The sequence below is a fragment of the Pseudoalteromonas umbrosa genome, from assembly GCF_030125375.1.
GTDB lineage: Bacteria > Pseudomonadota > Gammaproteobacteria > Enterobacterales > Alteromonadaceae > Pseudoalteromonas > Pseudoalteromonas umbrosa.
The window spans coordinates 120,070-143,065 of sequence record NZ_JASJUU010000009.1 but is presented as its reverse complement, the minus strand read 5'-3'; the positions used below and the strand labels follow the sequence as shown (position 1 = coordinate 143,065).

The following is a 22,996-nucleotide window of genomic DNA, read 5'->3' as shown; positions in this document are numbered from 1 at the left end:
AATTTTACTAAATAAGCAGGTGTCTATCTATAATGTCGCTTTATTTCATTAGGTTAAATATTCAAAGGGTTGTACAAGGGGAAACCCCTTGTACGGGTGACTTAGCTGATGTTACCCCAAATAATGTAGTTATATTCCGAGTCGCCCAAGGTATAGCGACGGTATAACCAGCTACCATCTATCGGATCACGATATAAGATGGGTTCAACGACGCCGTTGCGGATCGCTTCGGTCATGGCTGCCCGTGGTGAATAACTACCGCGCGCTTCACCTGACTGAATTTTGGCGATGAGCTCTTCACGGTACTCAGTCCGTAAATCCCGTAGCCATTGCATCAAGTCAATTTGCACAATACCTGCCTTATAGCGGCGGAAATCTTCACTGCGGAACTTGATGGGTAAGTTCACATCGACACGGTCATGGAATGGCAGCGGTTTGAGTAGCGAGTAATCTATGCTGTCTAGAACCGTTGCCATATCCACCGCATATTCAATGAAGAGTTGATCCGAATGAGCAAGGTTAGTCTGCTTATAGCGGTCGATGATGTCCATGGCACCCAGCTGCGCATCGGCAATGGTCGCGTATTTGGTCACGTCTTGCGGCTTCATCATCTTGTAATGCATGTTGGCCACCGGATCGCTTAATAAGTATTGCTCATAGGCTTGTCCCACTGCATTGACCATGTCTTGGTAGCTGGCGTATTTAGAGTGAATAATGCCACCTAGGTCTTTGCCGCCAGCGGCTTGTCGATAGGCATTGTCAATTTGCACATCGCTTAACCCCATAGCTGTAAGCATCTTGTATAAAGAGGCAAGCCCTTGTTGGTATTGCTCATACATGCTGTCTACTCGCTGGGCGCTGTCTTGCTCTGACACCAGTTTGTTAAACATTTCCTGATCGCCAAGCTGTGTTTGCACCTGTGCTGCAAATTGGGCGCTTTGGCTCACATTGCCTTGTGGGTAGGTCTGATACAGGGCGTTATCACCAAGTTGATATTGTTTCAGGCGCATATAATGGGCTTTAGAGACCTCTTTCGCTTGAGCAAAAAACATATCGGCTTGGGTGGTGCTTAAGCCAGCTTGTAATAATGCGTTATACACGTCTGGTGAGACCAGGTTAGACTGCACCAGCTTGTTATATAGGGCGCTGTCATTGTGCAAGGTCTGCTTATAGCTGTTAAAAATATCCGAGTCTGATTCAAGCGCTTGTCGTAACGTGTGGTAAAACTCCGTCATACTCTGTGGTTTTTGTGCATACCATTGATTGCCAAACCAGCTGTCGCGCATGATACGAATGACCTCGTCATGGTCTTTGGTTGACAAAGCAACACGCTGTTGTTGGTAATCCCATCGATTAAGTGCAAACTCGGATAAGTCTGCCATCCACTGCTGGTACGCTTGGCTCTCACTGGGCGCGGCGAGACGCTCAAAATCAAGCTTATCCGCTATCTTATTAATGGTTTTTCGCAGCACGATTTCGATTTTTTTACCGATACTCGACACATTTTGAGGATTTATGCGCTTCATATCGGTAACGCGAACCTCAGATTGCGGCTTGATGTCTTTGAGTCCAATAGGACGGCGGTTGATCAAGTTATACCCGCGTCCATCTCGGCGCAGTGCCAGCCAAAACTCAGTTGAGGTGATATTTCTAATTGGCGTATAGGTTTTTTCTGCGCTGTGACCCGCAGGCACGCCTAACGGCAACGCTAGGCTGTAGCGTGTTTTAGTAGGACTAATATTCGGAACAATATGCTTTTTGATGTCTGTTGAAGTCGACATGCTGGACAAGCGTGTTTGACGGTAATCAATCTTGCGTGTCATGTAGCGGCTTTCGCGCAGTTGGATATATGCCGCGTCTGATAAAGGCGTACTAAGCAGTTGCAGTTGTTCAAAGGTTAAGCGATGCGAGAATATCTCAAAACTTTGCAGCTTATGGAAGTCCTGAGTTTGCTGCATCAGCTCAGGTTTGATGCGAATAAAATGCCTGTCGACATGATCCATAGCACGGATGTTATACAAGGTGATCACATCATCAACTTTCACCTCTGTTCCTAATGCTTTAGCTTGGTCATAGCGCCTATGAACGGCCACTGCACTGAGGCGCATTTGCAGCGTATCAATGGCTGTTGCACTGAGGCTTGCAAATGACTGAGCCCAATTAGGCTGCGTGGCATTGTTAAGGGTGGAAGTGTACAGCACAGACCAACGATCCGCTTCAACCTTGACTGGTAATCTATCACTGGTCACCTGCTGCGCAAAATGCGCATGAGGTGCTGCAATATCCACCTGATGCAGAAACTGCGCCCATGCCATAGTAGATACTCTGAGTGACGGTGGCACAGGTAAAATGGCTTGTCGGTACGGACGGAAGCTAATCGCTGTATCCTTGATGACGGCCTGTACCCATGCGTTGTCGAGAATGCGCACCGGTGCGCTAGATGGGTCGTCGAGCTGATGGTAATGGCGGTAACTAAACGCGGACTCTAAAGTATGCGTCATTTGACGCCAATCAGCTGCTGTTTTACTCACCTGAGGTACAGTGGCTTTTGATATTGGAAGGTAGTGGCTGGTGTTGATTGCTAATGCCACCTGTTTTAAGACTTCAATCCAGGACTTTCCTGTCATTTTCACATCAAACCCAGAGAAAGACGCGGTTTGATGGTAGTGTGTACTGCTACTCACTTTGTGCTCGTGGGCTTTAATCTGTGCCGCTGGCCCAGAGGCAAACCCGGTTTGCTCATCTAATTGCAAGAAGTGCTGAACAAGGCTGCTGAAATCAACATCATCGCGTGCTTTTGTCCACGCATCACCGACTCGATGTACTGACACGGCGCTGGGCTTTCTCAGGGTATGATATTGACCAGAAGCTAGGTTACTATGAGGAGCTTCCGCCACCCAGTCATCTTTTACAAGGCGCATAATTGGCCCGCTTGGATCTTGCAATTGGTAATAGTGTCCATGGCCTAATAAATCGACATGCTCACCTGCTGTAAGCCAATTGTCCGCGTTGATATGTACTGAAACGGTGCGCGGAACATGCAATTGATGATAGCGGCCAGCATGAATGAGATCGACTTTTTGACGCATTTTAACCCAGTTTTCACCGACCAATTCAACGTCAGTGTGTGCCACTGGTAAAGCTTGGTGGTATCGGCTGGCATCTATGCCCAGTGCGTGAGTTGATATGTTGCGCCACGCGTCGCTTTGCTTACTGATGGTCAAAGCGGCTGGGGTTGCTGACTGGCGGTACTCACCTGCCTCGACCATATTTACTTGATTAAGCATTTTAGTCCATGCATCACCGAGTACCCGAATAACCGGAGCGGATAAGCCATGTGTCTGTAAGTAACGCCCAGACTCAACATTAGGTAAAACAGTTTGTGACTTGAGCCATTGCCTATCTGTGATCTGCACCTCTGTGTGATTATTCTCCAGCTGACGTATGTCTATCTGATCTGCTTTGATGGCCCCTGAACTTTGTTGTTTTGCCTGATCTATCATGAAGGTATTTAAATCATTGCTGAGATCTTGCTGATAGTGTTTGTTCACTGCACTGTTGCGCAAGCCCAGAGATAAATGTCCATAGTCTTGCAACCAGTTTGGTAGTCCATGGGGGAATATATGGCGGAATTTAGGGAACCAATAGTCTGCCTTTGGTGACAGCACATGGCTGAAATCTGTTAACTCTTCAAATTGGATATGTTGCAAATCAACGTTACGTCTGACTACTTTCATCGCGACACTTTTTAGGCGCATTGAATCGACATGAGACCACGGGGTTAATGGGATCATTTGCGTGACATTGCGCAGCTGTGCTTTACGGCCATTGATCAGTTGCAATGACCCTTCAACATGGAAATCATTCCTTACTAAAGTCAGTGCATTTGGCTGTAAATGAGCCATGTAGGTGGTGTGTAACGTTAGTCCCTGAGAATGCGTATGAATGTTGACTTTTTTCATTTGCATGTGGCGTCCAAGGGCATCGGTGTACATGTTTACTTTTGCCTGCTTGTAACGCTCGGAGGAGGCTTTTGCTGTTTTGGTTGAAACCAGTGATAGACGCATATCGAGGGCTTTTTGCAGTGCCGTGGTTTGAAACCTAGGCTTAAACCCATTGAGTAGTTTGTAGCCAATAACGTGAAGTAGCGGATGATTTAAGTGGCCTTCTTTAACCAGTAAAGTTGCATGCAATTTGATAAGCGGTTGCATGATCTGCATGGTAACATCGGCCAGTGTAAACTCACTGCCAAAGATACGCGCATTGGCATCAATTTTATGCAGGTTTTCAGTTGATACACGGATCAGCTCAACGGCTGCTTCCATGGTGTTAACCGTGAGGTTCGCACCTGTCATGTCGCTTAGGTAATTTGACCAGCGGATCACCACAGATTCAATATGCTTCAATGCGATACTATGTGGATTTGCTACCAGCATAGCAACATTATTAAGTGCGCTGCTAAACGGTGACTCACGGTGCATAAACGCACTTAATTGCTGAGCAACGGCTTGACTGCGTGCCATATGCAGGTCGATACGTTGGGTAATGCGATGACCAGCTAAGAAGTTAAATAATACCCCTTGCTCGGCAACATTGAGTGTACTTTGCTTGTGATAGCGGGTTTCTATTTCACGCAGTAAATATTGGTCTCGGGCATGGAGTATGCGATTACTCAGTTCAGTGGCATACCCAGTCATTCTTATTGGGTTTATCTGCTTAGTTTTGGTTTGCACTTGCTTGGCCACTGAGGTGTGCATTTGGCCTAAATAGTGCGTCTGAACCCCTGCAATTTTGGTGTATGCAAGTCCATCTACTGTGGTATCAGGTGACATGGCGATGCTGGTCACGACTTGGTTTTCTATGGTACGGCGCAGTGTCTGATATACGATGGCTTGCTCAGTTAGTTGACTTTGTAACGCCGTGCTTTTTACGGTTTGCGCTGTCGCTTGGGCTCGCGAGTTGGCTTTGTAGCTTGCCATGTCAATGCGGTCTACCCAATATTTTACAGCGGGCTGAGTAGACAATGAAATGGCCGCTGCGCTTTTACGTGTCATACCATCTTGCATAATAAAGTGGATGGCTTGTTTTGACAGTCCTGTACGGGCTAGTCCCGCGCGAGTTTGTAAAGTAGAGGCCGACCAATTTGCTTTAGTAAATGGCTTGTCATCACCCTGTGTGGAGAGTGATTTGGCGCTGACTAACTGGATAAGGTCATTGAGTTTTAAGCCGACATCATCTAACTTAAAATTCATTAATTCAGAAATGGTTGCATGGTTTTTGTCCATGCGTGTAAACACCGATTTTGGTATTGCATTGAGATGCGAAAACGCCCAGTCAACCATCTGTGATTGCTTGCTCCCAAACCAGTCATTGGCATTGTAGTACAGCGCCTCAGAATTGAGTTGAGTGGCTGCTTGTCGGCCAATTTTGAGTTGAGAAATTTCCGCATGAAGGGCTGTTTCTGGAGCACTGAAATGCTCGCCAAATAAGCGCTTTAAGCCCGCATCAATCACCATATTGAGTTGATCGGTTAACGGAGAGTTAAGCGACTTGGACATCTCAATTGGCTTGGCTTTTGATGTGATCATCGCCGGTGTATTGATGAGCTTTATCAAGGCTTCGTAGTCGGTTCTGCCTGCCACTACATCCATGCCAATGGCTTTGGGCAGGGTGGATTTGAATTGGCCGGTTAGGGCAAACATATGCTGTGCAAATGTGCGAGTGGGGCCTTGTTCAATTTGCAGCTTGGCTCTGTTTTGTAAACTGCTAAATGAAGAGGTCAAAGTAAAGGTTTGCGCTTGATTTGCGCTGGCACCCAAGATGTCTTTACGTGTCGTGAGTGTGACCGCGCCTTTGTTTGAACCCATAAAGGCACGCACATCAAATTTAACTTTGCTGATCAAGCTATGCATGTAGGGGCTGACAGACCAAGTCAGTATGTTGATCGGCGCAGAGAACCCAGAGTTTATGCGCAGTGCAATGCTATTACTGTGTGTTTTGGTTTCACCCAATGCAAACGGGACCACGTCAATTTGCGAAGAACGTGGTTTTGGCAAAGTAAAACTCAAAGTGCTGACCTGAAAGTGCCCACTGGCAAGCTTATTGAGCCTTACTGTACTGTCATCTGAAGACATCCGCGTGAGTGCAAATGGTACGACTCGTGCACGACTTGCTATTAGACTTGTGACACCGCTAATCTCAATATCGGAGACAAATTTTTTGATCGTATGGTTGGTGTAAGCCAATTGCTGCGCTTTTGCCAGTGTTGACACATAGACTTTATTGCTCATGGTTAATTCATCACCGGCGTACCACTGTGCCCCAGATCGCATCAGGTAATTTACTTTGGATGCTTGGATCGTGGTTGTGCTCGACGTGATATCAAATATTGACTGCTGAAAAGCTGTCGCAGCTTCGCGAAATAGTCGCAACGCAACAATAGATACCAGCAACCCTTGTTGATCAGAAGTAAAACCCATATCGTCAGCGTAAGATGAGCGTAATAAGGTTTTATATAGCATCTCAAGGGCCGTTGAATATGATTGAGCGGGGGCCATGTTGAGATCGACATTATCCGGCAAGCTGCTGGTTAAGTATGCTGCGGTTAAAAATTTAACCAGTTGTGCGGCTGGAATTTCTCTGTTTTCGATCACCAGTTTGATGACTTCGGATGCGGCGTTGTTGATCCGTGACATCACAAAGCGCATGTCATCAGCCCCATCAGCTGACAATAAGGCTTTGGCGAAGCTGATTTTGTCAACATCAGATTCAATCGACCAGCTGGATAATACCTCATAGAAAAGATCGGTAAAGTCATTGGAACCTTTGACCTGATAAAATGGCACCTGCTGTGCTTGAGGACTGCTGCCCCCTTGCTGTAGTAGCAGGTTAATACGGCTAGTCTCTGAAGTATTGCCTACAATAGCTGGGTCTAGGGGCTGTGCTGGCGCGGATGTTTTTGGTCCATTAATCCCAGCCATTGGCTCAACGCGCGAGGAGGCACTTAGGCCACGACTGTTTAAAATGGTATCGGCAAGCGCACCTGTGGTGCTACCGGTTAAATTGAAATCAAAGGTAAGCGGCGCTTCCATCATGATGCGGTCAAGTGCATAGCGAATGGTATGCTTAAGTGTTTTCAGCGTATTTTGATTAGTCACAAGGTAGCTGATGTAGTCCGCGATATGTGACTTATTAGAGGGCATTTTAAATAGAGTAAGTAACCCTTTTGCTTGATGCAAAGAGAGTGTACCTAATTTAGCAAAGTTTTGCTTTAAGCTAGGTGTAAAGTGATAAGCGCTCACTGGATAAGCAAAATTAGGCTCAGCTAGCCCAGCCCCACGGCTGGTAAGCAGCAGTTTAACTGATTCTTTTGAGGCCAGCGAGAAGCTGGCTGTGGGCGCAGGTGATAAAGCTTCGCCCACTTGCAGTGCTAGATGGCGTAGTTCCGCGGCCCCGATACGTGTTGATTTCAATGTTCGGTGACTGCTGGCCGGTGCACCCAACCATTTATCAATGTCATCTTTTCCAGCCCATACGCTGTGGCTTGCATACACGTCTGGTGATTGTGCGAAGGGGGCTTTTGCTCGCCATGAAAAGTACTGTTGTGCCAGCGCCAAACGATTGGTTTGTTTATATTGTGCCTGTAGATACTGCAATACGGTTTCACCGCGATTTGATTGTGCAGGTGTTGCAGTAGTGCTGCCGATAAAATCGGATGTCTGTTGGATAGCTGCCTTGACCGAGTCGAATCCAGATACTAGGCGACGACGGGTAGGCGTGTAATACTGTATATCAAAGCCGAGCACATCTCTTCGCGAGTACACTCCAGCCACATGTAGGCCCTCAAATGCTTGAAAAGGCGTCGTATATCGAGCACCTTGAATGAGCTCATTGGTCGCAATGACAGCACGCTTATCGCCGGTATAGGTGGTGTTTTGTGCCGCAGCACTGCGGCTCGGGTAGCTTGCCCCATAAGTTGCCTCATGGCCAAAATGTAGGGTATTCGAGATAAACTCATATTGCCATGTTTGCTTAGCTAATCGACTAGCAAAGGCGTTCAATCCTAGGAAATATTGCACATCCGCATAGGTCATCACATTGTGATATGTGCGAGATGCAATGGTTGACTGCATCTGTGCGTGTGGCAATGCGCGGCTAAAGCTTGTATCTGTTTCAAAGCCAGAAGCACTTGGCATTTGCTCAGCCCCCAATTGCTGTGTCTTTGCAGAGTTGCGGGCATGCATGGCCATTTTGATGATGGGGTCTATCAAGCTGCCTTGTGCACTGTGTAGTCCTCTATTGGTATTTTTATGTAGGCCTGAACTCAATTGTCGATCTAAAAAGGCAAAAGTAGAACGTGTCCAGTTTCGTGTATGAGATGACTGTATTTCAAAGGCAATATTTCCTAGCTTAAAGTGTGCAGATTGACGCATGAGGTTGTAGTTCGCATCCATGGTGCGCACGGAAACTGTACTGCCCAATGCAAAGTGTTGTTGCGGTGCGTCAATTGGCTTATCCATGGCCATGTGTGTTGCACGCATATCATGACTTTGCGCGTTGTTTTGGTATAACCCATGGGTAGAGTGAACGTCACCTAGTGCAGCTACTGCGTTGCTGCGGGCTGAACTTGAACGTAATTGTTTTACTCGATACGTGTCCCAAAACCCGCTAGTAATACGTTCATGACGCACTTGGTCAACGGCAAAGCTCGGAACCTCAGGGGTTTTTGCTGGGTCGTTAGTGGACATATAGCAGCGGACTTGATATCCCAAAATTTGGCCATGTTCGGGCATGGTAGGTGGCTCAGTGTGCCATGGGGTAAAGTCTGAGCGGTTGGATTGAGTATCGCGGTAATGGAGGCGGAACTCCGTCAGTACAGAGGTGCCAGTTGGGATCACCGAATACACCGAGGGGGCAACGTTTTGAATGACCCGAGTTGGCTCAACCTTAATGATGTCAGACACAAAGCTACCCACCCAAAAGCCGCCTGCTTCGGTGGGATTGGATAAAAATAAGCGCGCATTGCTCTGACCATCAAACTGATAGTCTATGCCTGTCATTTCTCCGACAAGAGATTCGTACATTACGATTTCATCAACGGGTTCATAGACATGCAAGCTGCTTCTAAAATGCAAGCCATCCATGGTGTTGTATTGGCGCTCAAGCCTTAAATTTTCGTTGGTTACCCAAGCGGCTTGTGTGGCGGTGGTTGTGCCATGCTCATCTTCAACATGTAAGACACTGCCATCACTGACCACTAACAGCGGGTCGCCATCATGGTTTAAATTAAAGGGCTGGCTGAAGTAGCGCTCCCCACCGACGCAATCATGGGTGCTTTGCAGCTTAAAGTAGTCGGCTTTTTCTTCAAACATGATCACAGTTTCAGGTTGCTCACTATTGTTAGCGGCATTATTTTTTTCAATTGACTGGATCACCGTTGAAGTTGTCTCTCCAAGCGGCTCTGAAATAGATACCATATTGATGGTAAATGTACCGTGCCAAGTCTCGTAGTATCCGACTTTTTCGACAATTTTAGGGTCGCTGTTAAGCTCATTGGTTTCAACAATGTAGATGTCGACTAGGGCTGAGTTGGCGAGATCTAAGCAATACACTTCGCCGCTGTTTTGCGAGGAAAAGAGGACTAAGGCATTGTGCGCGTAGGTGTGGTCTACGGCAAAGGGTAGTGGGACTTCTTCGACGGTGAAATGGTCAAATGAGATAAAATAGACTTTATCCTGTGCAACGGCAACAATACTGCGCGAATAGGCAAGCCACATTACATGGCGAATGTCATGTACGCCATCGACAAATCGATAGGGGGCAAACACTAACTTATCATCAATGCCTTTTTGGACATAAAAAATATCGATATGATGATTATTTGGGCCAACCACCCAGAGTAAATCCTCTGCCCAAACTAGGTCGCTGGCTGGATCTGATAGCTCGACGGTTTGAATATGTTTGAGGGTGGGGCTCAATACTTCAATGTGCCCTTGCTCTGTCAGTACCATCACCACTTCTTTGCCGTCTAAGACACCGCTAATCACGCGTTTAGGCGACGCGATTTCAGTTGCATAGACTAGGTCGTGATGCATCGGCGTCACAGCCACAACATAATTTTCCGTTTGGTTGTGTAAGTAGACTAGGCCTCTGTCGTCGGGAATGACAGGGGCAACAAGTTGTGTCTTTTTACTCGACCACCAAGACCACTTTTGGTCCAATTCGTTCACAAATGCCCGCAGTTGCAGGTGTTCTATGCTATCTCTTACGCTCAAACTCGTCACCGTCTCAATGAAATCGCCGCATTAAAAAAGGCGGTTTTAGGCTCATTCTCTGTCTCATATATACATACTATTGTACATGGCAAAGCCATACCTAGCTAGTTTTGTACAATGATTTGACTGTCGAATTTTTAGGGTGTTGCATAGTGCAGAGCAATAAAAAAGCCCGCACTTGGCGGGCTTTAAACATAGGTAAGGAGGTTAGTTATTTTTTACCTTTACTTTGTATTACAGACTCTGGAATGCCTGTTTCTACAAGGTGTAGCATGATCAACTGTGTGTTGTATGGTCCAGTCGGCTGGATCGCAACATAGCGGCGATATAGTTTTTCGCCCGTATCTTGTGATGTTTCACCGTACACGTGGACGTTGACAGGCAGACCTGAGCTGATCACATCAGCTGAGGTGAACGCTACCATGTCCATTTCAGACTTAAAGCGGAATCTTGCTGTGTTAAGTCGAGATGGGAATAAGATAGCATAGCGCGAGCCGGCCTTTTCGACACTGGCAACACCGATATCACGCATTTCGATACGCGCCTGTTGCTGGCGTAAGTTGACGATGGCATTGGCATCGCGGCCATTGCGCCATGCATCAAGTTGACGTGACGGGGCGTTGACGTCTTTTTCACGGACCACAAAGCGCTTCACACAAATGGCACCGTTTTGCGTTGCATCCGAAATAGGTACATTGTTGGAATTTGCATAAGTTTCAAATGCTTGCTGACGCTGTGGAGTACGTTGATTGACTTCGTTACTGATCCCATACAGTGCAAAAATCGGGTTGCGGCTGCCTACTGGCTCTGGGTCACGAAGTGGCTCACCACTTGATTGGTCAACTGGGCGCTGCACCACAAACCAACTTTGCGTTGGAGGATCACGGTGCTCATCACCTTCTAACCAAACACACAAGAAAATACCGTAATCGGTGACCGCGCCGCGCCAAGATACAGGGTGTGCTTTTAGACGACCTTTGACCACTGAGGTATCAAAAAACGCACCTGCGCCACTTTCAACGCGTTTTGGCATATTATTTTCAACGTACTCATATTCATCTTCAGGGCCTAAATTGCCTGATGTGACGCCACGTGAGTCTTCAATAACATTGCCATTTTCTGAGTCGCACTGCATCATCGGTGTGACTTGCACATTGATGTTACGATAGCTGTATCCATCTGCATGGTGCATTGTCTCGGTAGACATTTTCAGCGCGATTTCTTCTCTTTCGAATAAGTTGGTTGCATCACCCAGTGGCTTTGCTAAAAACGAGTAATCGCTTTGGGCTGTAAACTTATCTACGGCATTTGGGAATTCGTGTTCGATTACCCAGCCACACTCTTTTTCTAGCCAACGTGCAATATCAAACAATAGGTTGCGCACGTCACTATAACCATAGTTAACATAGCTTTTTACTTCGACTGACATTTTCTCACCTCATTAAATTTGTTGATCTTTGATGGTGCCAAGGCGGCCGCCATACCAGCGCATTAACATACGCATGCCAGTGTTGAACTTACCGGTAGAAGGTAAGCCTTTGTATAATCGGGTTGTCGATGTCCATTCGCCGCCACCGGCAACGCAGGCTGCTTCGTTGCTGTGGCCTGTTACAGAGCAAACGCCTTCGTCGTACATCGCAAACTCAGACAGCGCCCCGTTACTGATCACATCGGCAGAGGTGTAACCGATCAGGTCGGCTTCTTCTAAGTACAAATAACGTTGCGTAGTTAAGCCCGACGGTACTGTGATCACATATTCGTAGTCTTCTGATACTGCGACTTGCTCATATGTATTAAGTACAGCGTTGGAATCTGGAGAATCTTCACCGGCAGTTAATTCTTCACTAGGTCTGTGCACGTCAGACTCGCGTACCACAAAGTACATCGCATTTTGTGTCTTCTCATGGTAGACACCATACATGCAAAACAGCGGACAGAATGACTTGTTTTGGTCAATTAAAGGCGCACCTGTGTCTTTATCTACTAGGCGCTGAATATTGAGCCAGCTGAATCTATGGCCTTCATTGGTTTCATATTGGTCAACCGCTTGGTCCCATACTGCCAATACAATGCCGTGATCTGATACCGTTAATGCATAAGACAATGGCACGTTCAGTGCGCCGGCTCGTGGGTCTAGTGCATCACCGTCCTCGTCAAAAGCATATTTGGTGACAGGTGATAATGTATAACGGCTATTATCATAGATTTCAACACCCACGTTATTGATGTCATCTCTGCCTTGAACAAAGTCTTTCAGCTGCTTTACTGCATATTCTTGGAAACCCCAGACGCCATCAAAATTTGTGTCAGGGATGAATTTACCTCGCCAATCATCTGTATATCTCCCACCATCATGATCTTTAATTTCGATTTTCCAGCCATTCAGCTCTGGGTAACTGCCCTTATAGGTAAAGGCTACTTGCTGTGCCAAACCATTTTCATCGCGTAGTGTTTCATCGATGGCTTCGTCATTAATTGACGGTGGTAGTTCGCCTTCAACTTTATATGTCTGATAGCGCTGACCAGACATGTCAGCATCGGTTAAGCCGCTTTGACTTCTAATATATAAAGTACAGTGCTTTTCTTCGTATAGCGGCTGCTTGAGTATGTGATCATAGTCTGATTGTGCAGGTGGAGATGTAACCTTACCCGATGTTGGGTATACCGCGTTTAAGTCAACTTCATCAGCATTGAGCATCTTAAACCACTTTAGCTTAATCTCGTAGGTAACGCGGCCTAATTCATCCATACCAGGTTTTGGAATAATACCTCGACTGCCCCACTTTTGCTCTGGTCCGGTATTACCTGATATTGGCGTTAGATTCCATAGTAAGTTACCAAAATCATCAATTTTTTGTACTTGAGTGACTTTCGTATGATAGATAGCACGGTTTATAAAGCCGTTTTCTTTATACGCATCATTGGTTTTTCGGTGGCCGACAAATCCAAGGGTACCTTCTGTGTCGACTTTGTCAGCGATATAGGCAGTATCGGGTGGAATATATGGTATTGCTGGCGCTCTAGGTTTTGTCCAGTCAATTTGTAGCGGTGTAGTGACATTGATATGGCCCATACCGTGACCAATGTCTTTTTGTGTGTCAAAGCGGATCACCCAAGGTTGTTTCGCTTCAACGCCGTCTACACACGCATCTACATTCGATGTTGCTTGCACAATGATGACATCATTGTCCGCATTGTTCGGGTCATTAAAGTCTAAATCACTATAATCTGTTGGATATGTGATCTCAAATGCATTGTTATCTTCGCCATCGTAAAAGCCTGTTAAGTCTTTAACCACAGACATAAACAGTTCTCTTGGCGTCGCAAAGCCGCCACGGGTGACGGAATACGGCTTGAATTCTGCCATTCTCATTTCCTCGTTACTTAAGTCTCAGCACCATAGATACGGCGTTGTTGCAAATCTCAGGTGTTCTATAAATTGTACAACGGATGAGATCCGATTGTACAACGAAGACTTCAAAAAATCTAAAGAAAGCCGTCTAGCAGAGTGATTGCCAGACGCTTTCATTTCAGTGTGCTTTTTAGACCGCGATTAATTCTGTGGCGGCGCGTCAGCGTCTATCTCAGTTAACATTAACACCGTCATATTCGTGTTGTACGAATTATTGGGTGTTAACGCCGTGTATTTACGATAGCGCGCTTGGTTTTCCATGACTTTGCCTTCGCTGTCTTTGTTACCTTCATTGTAAACATTGACCTTGATGGTTAATTGCGGTGCAATCACATCACTACTGGTGTAGGCGATCATATCTAGGTCGTGTTGGTAACGAAAACGCTTAGTATTGAGCCTATTTGGATACAAAATCACGTATTTTGCACCGGCCAATACAAAGCTGCCTTGGTTTGTGGTTTCTGAGCTGGCACGAAACTCGACACGTGTTTGCTGCTGCACTTCATTTAACCATGCGTTTGAGTCACGGGTGTTGCGTGTCGCATCTTCTGGGTAAGTCGGTTTAAGTACATCTTTTTCACGCACTGTGAATTTTTGTACAATCCCTGAAAGTGGCAAAAGTGACACAGGCGATGCCATACCGATTGGCACCTGACCGTCCATATCATAGGTATAAATGTCGCGGTCTGCTGTGTAACCGTATGAATCATAAATGTGCTTGTTGTAAATTCCATACATACAAAACACGGGGTTACGGCTGCCTAGCGGATCTGGGTCTTGTAGTGCGTTCCCTGTTTTTTGGTCAACTGGGCGCTGTACGCAGATCCAAGATTGTGTTGGTGAGTCGCCTGCTGATTGGTCATCTGACTCCACCCAGTAAGCGAACACAAAGCCACGGTTACTGATCGATAGGCGGTAACTCATTGGGTATGCGCGTAGCATGCCGTTGAATTCACGTACATCAACAAAGTTGAGTGTTTTCACGTTGAAGCCATGTGATGGCTGTGGCGCGTTTTTCACCGAGTTCACCGCAGATGATGCACCGATGACCACAACGTCACGGTAATTGTGTGGAACTGTGTGCGGAGATTCGCCGACGTGTCCACAGGTATAGCCACGCAAGTTTGGAATGGCTTCGTCGTAGTCATCCCCTAATTGCAGTGGCGTAGCAACCTGAATTTGACAGGTATACTGACTATCGGCTGTGATGCGGATCCGCCATGGCTCTTCGTCGTGCAAATTGTTGACCGCGTCAGTTGTTTCTAACACAGCTTCAATATTTTGCGGGTTTTCAGGGTTAAAATCGATCGGCGTGCGGTTCACCTGAGTGAAGCCGCCAGCGATCATCTGTGCTATCCAATCGGCAACCATTTCTCGCACGTCAGTAAAACCATCGCGTGTCACCGTTGTTAAAAATTGCGAGTCACCACTGGTCAGTGGCGCTGCCATAGTTGACGTATAAACGTCACCGTTAATATTCAATGCCATGTATCAATCCTCTCTTAATGGCCGCCAGCGGGGATGATGCCCGACACACCGATGTTGTCTTGGGTCATGATCGCATTGTTGTACCAGCGCATAAGAATACGTAAACCCGTGTTATATTCACCCGTTGCACGCAAGCCTTTGTAGCGCTTCTTGGTGCCATCATCGTACATAGACAGCTCAGCGATACCATCTTGAGAAATGATGTCTGCCGAGCAATAGCCCATCAGGTCCATCTCTTCTAGGTACATGTAACGCTGTGTGTTTAAGCCCGAAGGAATCGTCACAACATACTCGTAGTTTTCTGTTACGCTTATCTGTTCAAGTGGGTTGATCAACGCCACACTGTCGCGGGTGTTAATCGTTGCATCTAAGTCTTCACTTGGACGGTGTACGTCAGACTCACGCACCACAAAATAACGCGTTTCATTCAGTGTTTGGTTTTGAATACCATACATACATACCAGTGGTGAGTGGCTTTCAGCCTGATCAACCAAAGGTGCACCAGAATCTTTGTCAACCAGACGCTGTGCTGCAAACCAGCTGTGACGACACCCTGTGTGGTCGTATTGGTCAGTGGCTTCTTCCCAAATTGCCAGCATGATGCCGTGATTAGAAACAGTCAGTGCATAAGACATCGGAATGTTTGGCGTGCCTTGTAGCGCAACTTGTGCCGTATCTGGATATTTGTTTTCAAATTCGCGTTTTGCGTCATACAATGGACGACGACAGAAGAAGCCCTTGTCTTCGATTTCTAAGCGCAGCGCATCGTTAGGATCACACCAAGCTACTTGCTTATCGATAACCGGTATACGTCGGCCTAAAAAGCCCAACGTACCTTCTACAACAGGGTCGTCATGTACGCCGCCTTTGTTTGGTGGCGTGTAATCATAGAGCTGCCAGTCGCCTTGAGCTGGTTTATACAGCTGAAGCGGGGTACTGATATTGATGTGTAAATTCCCCACCTCCGGCGCCTTGTCGTTGCGGTCCTCACGACGGTTGTTGTGGCTTGGGTGGCACTGTTTGCCAACGCCCGCATCAAAGCGGATGATCCAAGGTTGCGGCACAACATCCACGCCATGGCTGGCGCGTTCTGGATCTGGGCCTGCCAATGGGTCAACAAATCCGGTTGCTTCAATCACAAATACCGACGAATCAAACGACGTTGGGTCGCTTAAATCAGGGTTATCTGAAGGGTATAAGAGTTTGAATGCATTCTCTGACGCCGAAGGGTCGTCAGGGTGTTCATAATAATTCGTTAAATCACGGACAACCGACGAGATCAGCGCTTTTAGCGTAGTGAAACCACCACGTTCAATGCTGTACGGTTGGAAATCCGCTCTAAGTTCAAATGCCATAAGTGTATAACTCCGTCACATGGTCAGTGCAATTAATCGCCAAGTATCATGCTCACGCGCAGCGCGGCCTAGCCTCATTGTACAATGAAAGTTCGGTGTATTACAGCCAGATTGTACAATGTGTTGATTATCCTACTCGAAACATCACGCTGATCCCCGCGTTGTCGGCTTCTGTACTGACCATACTGTGATAAATTCGGCGGGAATTAAAAACTTCCATAGTTAAATTTGCGTTTGCTGAAACCAAATCGGTATTGGCAAACCCGATGATGTCGAAAACGCCTTCGTAGCTAAAGCGTTCGGTTGAGAAATTGTTTGGAAACTGAATGATGTAATCTCGGTTTTCAGCAATTTCTTTTAGCTTAACAGTGTGCATCACACTGTTGCGGTTATAAGTGTTATCAATAGCCGTTGTCGCAGGTGCTGGTACTGGAATATCACTTTCTCGGACCAGCAGTTGCTTGACCTCGGCATTAAAGCGATTAAACGTCCCACTGAGTGCCAGAATTGGGTTGTGCGTAGTTGGAATGACTATGCCAGTTTCCCAGTCCACTGGTTTTTGAATACACAGCCAGCTCAACTGTCGTTCAGGGCTATCAACGACCGCGTGTTCCCAGATGGCAATGGCAAAGCCGTGGCTATCCGCGGTAAACAAAAAGGAAAATGGGCGGTTGTATTTGCCATTGGTATTCATTGAATCTCGACGAAACCAATAGCCCAACTCATTAGGTGTATCGGAGGTATTTAAACTGCCCACTGCCCGAGAATACAGCTCACCGGTAACATTGTTGATTTGTAGTGGCGTGACAACATTAAGTCGGATGCGCTTATCATCGTCTGAGAGTTCTAAGCGCACTAACCATTCTTGCTCGTAAGACATTACATCTAGCGCAATACGCGGTTTGAGCAGCAAGACTTTGCCGTCTTGCTTGGCGGCAACATCGAAGTGATAGTTGGCCTTCTCTTGCAAGATGTCAAAGACTTGGCTTAAATCGACTAGACCGTGGCGAAACACGCTAAACATGTCGCTATTATGCCTCTTTTTTCTTGTCCGATAACGCCACTAGCCCCGCTTTTTTCAGCTTGCTCAGCTGTACGGTGACGGTGGCAAATTGGATTTGGCCGCCATCTTCTCTTGGGAAGATCTTGTGCGCAACTGACGCTTTTACTTTGTACTTTTCTCCAGCGAACTCTTGTTTTACCGCAGGGACCAGTGCGCCCTCTGCCCAAGTCACCATATCTGTTACAAACTCTTCGCCATTAGATTGGCTATTTACAGTAACTTTCCATTCAAGGTCGTCGCTGTTGAGTTGACGCAGTGAAGGGTTGAGCGATGGCCAATCCCATTTCATCATGACGTTAAATTCTTTGATCTTGCTTTTTAGGTAGCTGTTGATGCGCGATAATGTCTTTTGTCCCGCTTCTGTAATCACTAGATCTTCTAGTCCTTCATCAACGTTAGACAACGCACTATTCTGGTTTATTAGTGTGTTATAGCGCGCAATGATATTTTGTGCTCGTGTCATTTTCACAGTCTCTTTATTTTGTTTGGTTGCTACGACATCATTGCCGTTAGCCAGTTACTTGATTCGTCCACGACGCTTCTGACGTGTTCACGTATTTCGGCACCGTTAATCATAATGAATATGATGGTCCCTGATGATTCTTGAGCGTGGTTGATCACGGTTTTGTATTTACGTGCAATTTGCTCTCGAAACACTTTCGAAAATTCGATGTTCTGCAAGCTACCAAATAAGCGGGCTTCACTGAATGCAATGAGATCCATAACATGTTTATAGCGGTAGCGACGGGTGTTGAGGTTATGCGGGTAGAAGACTTTAGCGCTATTTTCTTCGGTGAAGTAGTTCACCTCAGCATCGGCATGGGGCATGATGGCATTTTCCATGCGCATAAAGCGCCAAGCAGGCTTAGATTTGGTTGGCACCACCACATCAGACTCTCGAACAACAAACTTGTTACGCTTGTGACCTTGCCCGTTCTTGATTTCATAGGCGGCAAAGACAGGTGACATTTCACTGACCAGTGGTTCTCCTGACTCAGGGTCGACGGGGCGCTGAACACACAGCCAGCTGAACCAAGAACCATCGTGCCATACGCTGGCATCATCGAATGTCTCTTCGTAGGTGAAAAACACAAACCCTCTATTTGTTAGAGTTAAAACAAATCCCATAGGGTAAGCGGGTGCTGACTTACTTAGGTATGTTCGGTCTATAAACGGGATACCTGTGTTACCGATATCACTGCCAATGACACCGACATGATCCCAGCCAAGTAGTTGCTCATACTCGCCCAGCACCTGTGTCAAAAACCCTGTATCCGGCAGTTGAAGTGCAGGGGCCACATATATGCGACATTGATTCCACTCTACTTTAAACATGATACGCCATGAGTGCTGATTGCCAGTTAACATGGCATTGCCCTCTGGCATGACTTCAAGTAAGCAAGAAAAAGGCACTTCACTTTCAAGTAGTTTCGGGTGGATGATAAAATTATTATCCGCTTGCTGTATGGTCACAGATTTGAACATGCCTGTTTCGACCATGTCAGTGACAAGGTCTTTCATCATGGTGATATGACTTTGATAGCCACTTCTGTGAAATGAAAACGCCATTTATTCTGGCCCCTTTGCAGCGCTTTTTCTGGGGTTGAAATCAATGCGAGTGGCGCGTGCGTTGACCCATTTTATGGTTGTTAAACGCAAGGCTTCATGTTCAATGTTGCTGGCCGCTGCTAGGGCGCTCATAAGGAGCACGGAGCGTTCTGCTGGTGTTAAGGTGCTGTGTTCTGTGGTTGCGCGTTGTGCCAATGATTTCACATAGCGCGCAAGTGTAGAATCAACAGCAAATGATAATGCCATTCTTCATGTCTCCTAACAGACAGTCTCAACTCGGTATCGATAATACAATTATAACTAATTGTCTGTGTGTTTAATACTATCACGTAGAAAACATTGTACAATGTGTTTTGATTGTATTAGGCAGTGCGATAGTCAATCATTGAGCCAGCCTCTGGCTGATATCAAGGCGTTAGCGGCTGATAATCCCTGTATTTCTGAGTCGTTCAATCAAAGCCAGTAAATGTTTGCACATGCCTGGTTGCTTGACCTTGTTGCGCTGTGGACGATTGTTTGTCTTGCGGCGGTAAGGCGGAAACTTTTTACCAAAGAGGGCATCATGCTTGTTGTTCCACCATGCCCAAGTATGAGTGTAGTCAGTGCATGAGCAGCGTATACGCACGTCGTGCTTTGACATCTTGGGTTTCTCAACATACACCCGTTTGCCATTCACCTCAAAAGGCAGGCTAAAGCTGCCGCGACGACTGTCAGCAAACTCGACGCCTTGAAACATGATAACCGCGCTATAGCGTGAGCTAGATTTGGATTCACTATTAATGGCGGCACTGAACATCAAGGTTTTAGTGCCCGCAGCATAGCGTGAGTTTTCCATCCGTACATATCCATCTGCGGCCTCTGCACGGTCTCTTACGGCCTCGGTGCCGCGAATGAGTTCTACAATTGTGGTCATGGTTGTCTCAGTCTCGATATAATTGTGAGGGGCAATCGCCCCTCATTGGCTATGATTATTCACCCAGTGCAAGATACCAACTCGACTGTTCGGTTAAGCGCTCTTTGGCGTCATTGACTTTGTCTTCTCCTTCAGACACCAAGTCACTGGCGTCCATGGTGACGGGTAGGTCATTGAGCGTAAATGCGCGTCTTGAACGTCCAAGAGACATCAAAAAGAAGCCCACTAATATGTCAAAAAAGATATCGTCAGAATAATCAATGCTGTCTACTTCGGCGTGTGTCACCAAGTTTTTGTCATCCTTTCTGATGTTACTCAGTGTATGGTGACGGTGCATGGTGACGTCATAGAGTCCCGCAGTGCCTGACACAGACAGGATCGGCTTGTTGTATTCCCAAGGTATTTGGCGAGGTCGGCTGGTGGCAAAGTAAGGGTCTGATAATCCACCGGCATTGCCGTAAATAAAGGCCGCAGCACTTTGCATATTACTGGTACTTGAGTCGCTGACTGGCACCACGCGGGATACCCATTCAGGCGTAAACCCTAAGCTTTGATCGGTCAAATCTAATGCAGCATTTACGGTTAAAGTTTGGCGGTCTACCAAGGGACGATATTTGCTGTAAATCGCGAGGGCGCGTTTGACTATCAAGTGGAAGCGGTGGCGGTTTATCTGCGTGGTTTCAAGCTCTCCAACTATGAACTCACCACTCTCGGTCATTACATAGTCGATCAATTCGTCTAGTGTCATATTAGGCTCCGTTACGAGAAAAGGCGCAGTCAACAGCGCCCTTTATCAACATACTGCCCGAAGCTCTTAAATTGGTTTACTTAGCGTTTGCTTTACGGTTTAAAGTAGAGCGACGCGTGCGCTTAGTAGCCGCTTTAGGAGATTTCGAGGTCGATTTTGCTTTCGTCTCAGTCGGTGTCTCAGCCACGTTTTGCTCAGCCTTTTGCTCAGCTTCAGCAAGTTTTTCAGATGCCTTTTGCTTGGCCGCTTTATTGCTTTCAATGACATCCATTGCCGCTTTTGATCTGGCTAGTGCAAAGTCATTCGCTTTCTTTTCACGCTCTTTGGCTTTATAAGCCCCTGAATTTTCCTTCGGATCAGATGTTACAGTGTTGCCTGAATGTTTGCGCACTACTGAGCCATGTGTCGCTTGATAGCCTTCCATTGATAAGTTAAAAGCGCGTATGTATGGTGCCAGCTCAGTATACAGCTTGTCATCAAACTCTTCTGATTTCTCACCCGGTGATAAAGTGATCACTTTATTGTGACTTTTGATCGGGAATGAAACACGACCTTGGGTATTATTGATTAAAAACATAATTCGTTATCTCGTCTCAATTAAAATAGGCTTATTCAAAGTAAGTAGCATTTAACATTGTACAACACTTTTGTAGGTCGTAAAAGTGCTGTACAAAAAGTGACAAGCAAGTTATCACTTAGACTCGGTTGCTTGATCTGGCTGCTCTGTGCTCATTTGCTTTGATAATTTATCAAGTTCTTTGCCAATGGCCAAACTCAGATGCGCTAGTAGCGCAACGACTTTTTTGCGCTCTTTATCGTCTAATGTATCTAGTAAGGCACCTTTTTTAACTTCATCGTGGGCATTGGCAAGCGCAAATAGCACTTTACTAAAACAGGAGATGAAGCCGTCCGCTCCTTGTTCGGTCAGTGCGTCTAGCAAATTCAGCAGTGCTTTGTCTGGGTTGATCTCAACCAAGATGCGCTTGTATTTGGTTGCAATACGGCGATTATTAGCCCCTTGTGGCGCTTCATCCCATAAACCAATATCGTTTAGCACTTGCTTGATATCATTGACTAAAATGTTTTCGATGCGCTGTGCAGTTTGACGCATATCACGTGTTGCAGCTTTGAACTTACCGTTGGATTGTTGCAGCTTTTCTGCTGCGGCATTGAGTAAGTCAAAGTAGGTCATCAATGTACTACTCCAGACTATCCCACTTTCGTTGCCAAGCAACCAGAACACGGCGTCGTTAACATCTTTTTGTGCGGTATTCAGCGCAATTGCGCCGCCGTGTGACTCATCTAACTCACTAAAACTAAATAAGATGTTATCTTGAACTGGCACTTTTTTATCGCTGAATTGATAGCGGATATCGGCTTCCACAACAGGCTGCGCACTGTGTGCTTTGATATTGATCTTACCCGTTGCTGCGGCGGCGTTATTGACCTTAATTACCTGAGTAAATGTTTGGTGCTCGCTCCAATCAAAGTAATCGACATGATCGCGTTGTGTGTTGTAGAGCGGGGCACTACTTGGGGCCGATTGGGCTTGAGTAACTTGCGGTGCCGTTGCACGAGGTTGACTGAATGGCGTATGGGTTAAATTACACAGTACAGCAGTGGTCGTGACAATGTCATCAAAATAACTGCGCAGGGCTTTGTGATAGCGATGTAGGTTTGAGTGGCTGCATAGCGCTTTGATTGAAGTTGCCCAAATCGTCAATATTTCAACAAGTTGGTCCAAGTACGCCCGACCATGAACGGCATTGACAAAGATGTCCTGTACGGCTCTGGCTGCTGAGTGATTGAGGTTGTGGGTTGGACAGTCTTTTATGCGCACTAGCTCTGCGCCAGCAATACTGAGTGCCGAAGACAGCTTTAATTGGGCCGTTAATAAAGCGCGATGCAATGTTACAAATTCGTCTTGCCCCTGCGCTTGATAGCCGCGTGCACGCACTGCTGAATTGGCTGCAACTGTTAATAGTTCTGCAACCGACACAACACGCAGTATTTGTTGTTGATAGTAGTCTGGGTTACTTAACGCATGCAGCAGTGATGCATCCTGATGAAACTTGACGCCTTGTTGGGGCTTCTGAATATGCTGGGTATTTAGCTGTTGGACTAAATCTTCAAATAAAGTGGCGACGTGATCAAGCGTGCTCATAGTGGCTCCA

Annotated in this window: 13 protein-coding genes; all 13 read right to left on the bottom strand. The window is 46.5% G+C overall.

All coding sequences use genetic code 11. The features are described from left to right. Positions 1 to 101 precede the first annotated feature (101 nt). The 13 genes from QNM16_RS23700 to QNM16_RS23640 all read right to left on the bottom strand — a co-directional run bounded on the left by QNM16_RS23700 (position 102) and on the right by QNM16_RS23640 (position 22,986). Positions 102 to 10,274, bottom strand: a complete 10,173-nt coding sequence (locus QNM16_RS23700; protein WP_284022715.1) for a hypothetical protein — start codon at positions 10,272 to 10,274, stop codon at positions 102 to 104. A 211-nt stretch (positions 10,275 to 10,485) separates the two neighbouring features. Then, positions 10,486 to 11,703, bottom strand: a complete 1,218-nt coding sequence (locus QNM16_RS23695) for a hypothetical protein (protein ID WP_284022714.1) — start codon at positions 11,701 to 11,703, stop codon at positions 10,486 to 10,488. Positions 11,704 to 11,715: 12 nt separating this feature from the next. Beyond that, positions 11,716 to 13,641 carry a hypothetical protein gene (locus QNM16_RS23690; protein WP_284022713.1) on the bottom strand — a complete coding sequence of 642 codons (1,926 nt, stop codon included), beginning with the start codon at positions 13,639 to 13,641 and terminating at the stop codon, positions 11,716 to 11,718. 186 nt (positions 13,642 to 13,827) lie between these two features. Next, positions 13,828 to 15,174, bottom strand: coding sequence for a hypothetical protein (locus QNM16_RS23685; RefSeq protein WP_284022712.1), 1,347 nt, complete (start codon positions 15,172 to 15,174; stop codon positions 13,828 to 13,830). 14 nt (positions 15,175 to 15,188) lie between these two features. Continuing rightward, the gene (locus tag QNM16_RS23680) at positions 15,189 to 16,529 is read right to left on the bottom strand and encodes a hypothetical protein (protein WP_284022711.1); all 1,341 of its coding nucleotides are present in this window, start codon (positions 16,527 to 16,529) and stop codon (positions 15,189 to 15,191) included. A 127-nt stretch (positions 16,530 to 16,656) separates the two neighbouring features. Further along, positions 16,657 to 17,553: a hypothetical protein gene (locus tag QNM16_RS23675; RefSeq protein ID WP_284022710.1), complete on the bottom strand. Its 897-nt coding sequence runs from the start codon at positions 17,551 to 17,553 to the stop codon at positions 16,657 to 16,659. Between the two features lie 7 nt (positions 17,554 to 17,560). Beyond that, positions 17,561 to 18,055 carry a hypothetical protein gene (locus QNM16_RS23670; protein WP_284022709.1) on the bottom strand — a complete coding sequence of 165 codons (495 nt, stop codon included), beginning with the start codon at positions 18,053 to 18,055 and terminating at the stop codon, positions 17,561 to 17,563. A gap of 29 nt (positions 18,056 to 18,084) precedes the next feature. Continuing rightward, complete coding sequence (locus QNM16_RS23665) at positions 18,085 to 19,161, bottom strand: hypothetical protein (protein ID WP_284022708.1); 1,077 nt, start codon at positions 19,159 to 19,161, stop codon at positions 18,085 to 18,087. Continuing rightward, positions 19,162 to 19,407: a hypothetical protein gene (locus tag QNM16_RS23660; RefSeq protein WP_284022707.1), complete on the bottom strand. Its 246-nt coding sequence runs from the start codon at positions 19,405 to 19,407 to the stop codon at positions 19,162 to 19,164. Between the two features lie 169 nt (positions 19,408 to 19,576). Then, the gene (locus tag QNM16_RS23655) at positions 19,577 to 20,074 is read right to left on the bottom strand and encodes a hypothetical protein (protein WP_284022706.1); all 498 of its coding nucleotides are present in this window, start codon (positions 20,072 to 20,074) and stop codon (positions 19,577 to 19,579) included. A gap of 55 nt (positions 20,075 to 20,129) precedes the next feature. After that, positions 20,130 to 20,822, bottom strand: a complete 693-nt coding sequence (locus QNM16_RS23650) for a hypothetical protein (RefSeq protein WP_284022705.1) — start codon at positions 20,820 to 20,822, stop codon at positions 20,130 to 20,132. Positions 20,823 to 20,898: 76 nt separating this feature from the next. Next, a complete protein-coding gene (locus QNM16_RS23645; RefSeq protein ID WP_284022704.1) occupies positions 20,899 to 21,399 on the bottom strand; it encodes a hypothetical protein in 501 nt (166 codons plus the stop codon). A 114-nt stretch (positions 21,400 to 21,513) separates the two neighbouring features. After that, positions 21,514 to 22,986, bottom strand: coding sequence for a hypothetical protein (locus QNM16_RS23640; RefSeq protein ID WP_284022703.1), 1,473 nt, complete (start codon positions 22,984 to 22,986; stop codon positions 21,514 to 21,516). Positions 22,987 to 22,996 lie beyond the last annotated feature (10 nt).

Excerpts from the sequence above, each read along its gene's own strand:
- QNM16_RS23675 (WP_284022710.1), bottom strand. The coding sequence starts at position 17,553 with ATGTTTAGCGTGTTTCGCCACGGTCTAGTCGATTTAAGCCAAGTCTTT.
- QNM16_RS23655 (WP_284022706.1), bottom strand. The coding sequence starts at position 20,074 with ATGACCACAATTGTAGAACTCATTCGCGGCACCGAGGCCGTAAGAGAC.
- QNM16_RS23695 (WP_284022714.1), bottom strand. The coding sequence starts at position 11,703 with ATGTCAGTCGAAGTAAAAAGCTATGTTAACTATGGTTATAGTGACGTG.
- QNM16_RS23650 (WP_284022705.1), bottom strand. The coding sequence starts at position 20,822 with ATGACACTAGACGAATTGATCGACTATGTAATGACCGAGAGTGGTGAG.
- QNM16_RS23680 (WP_284022711.1), bottom strand. The coding sequence starts at position 16,529 with ATGGCATTTGAACTTAGAGCGGATTTCCAACCGTACAGCATTGAACGT.
- QNM16_RS23690 (WP_284022713.1), bottom strand. The coding sequence starts at position 13,641 with ATGGCAGAATTCAAGCCGTATTCCGTCACCCGTGGCGGCTTTGCGACG.
- QNM16_RS23665 (WP_284022708.1), bottom strand. The coding sequence starts at position 19,161 with ATGGCGTTTTCATTTCACAGAAGTGGCTATCAAAGTCATATCACCATG.
- QNM16_RS23645 (WP_284022704.1), bottom strand. The coding sequence starts at position 21,399 with ATGTTTTTAATCAATAATACCCAAGGTCGTGTTTCATTCCCGATCAAA.
- QNM16_RS23685 (WP_284022712.1), bottom strand. The coding sequence starts at position 15,174 with ATGGCATTGAATATTAACGGTGACGTTTATACGTCAACTATGGCAGCG.
- QNM16_RS23670 (WP_284022709.1), bottom strand. The coding sequence starts at position 18,055 with ATGACACGAGCACAAAATATCATTGCGCGCTATAACACACTAATAAAC.
- QNM16_RS23660 (WP_284022707.1), bottom strand. The coding sequence starts at position 19,407 with ATGGCATTATCATTTGCTGTTGATTCTACACTTGCGCGCTATGTGAAA.
- QNM16_RS23640 (WP_284022703.1), bottom strand. The coding sequence starts at position 22,986 with ATGAGCACGCTTGATCACGTCGCCACTTTATTTGAAGATTTAGTCCAA.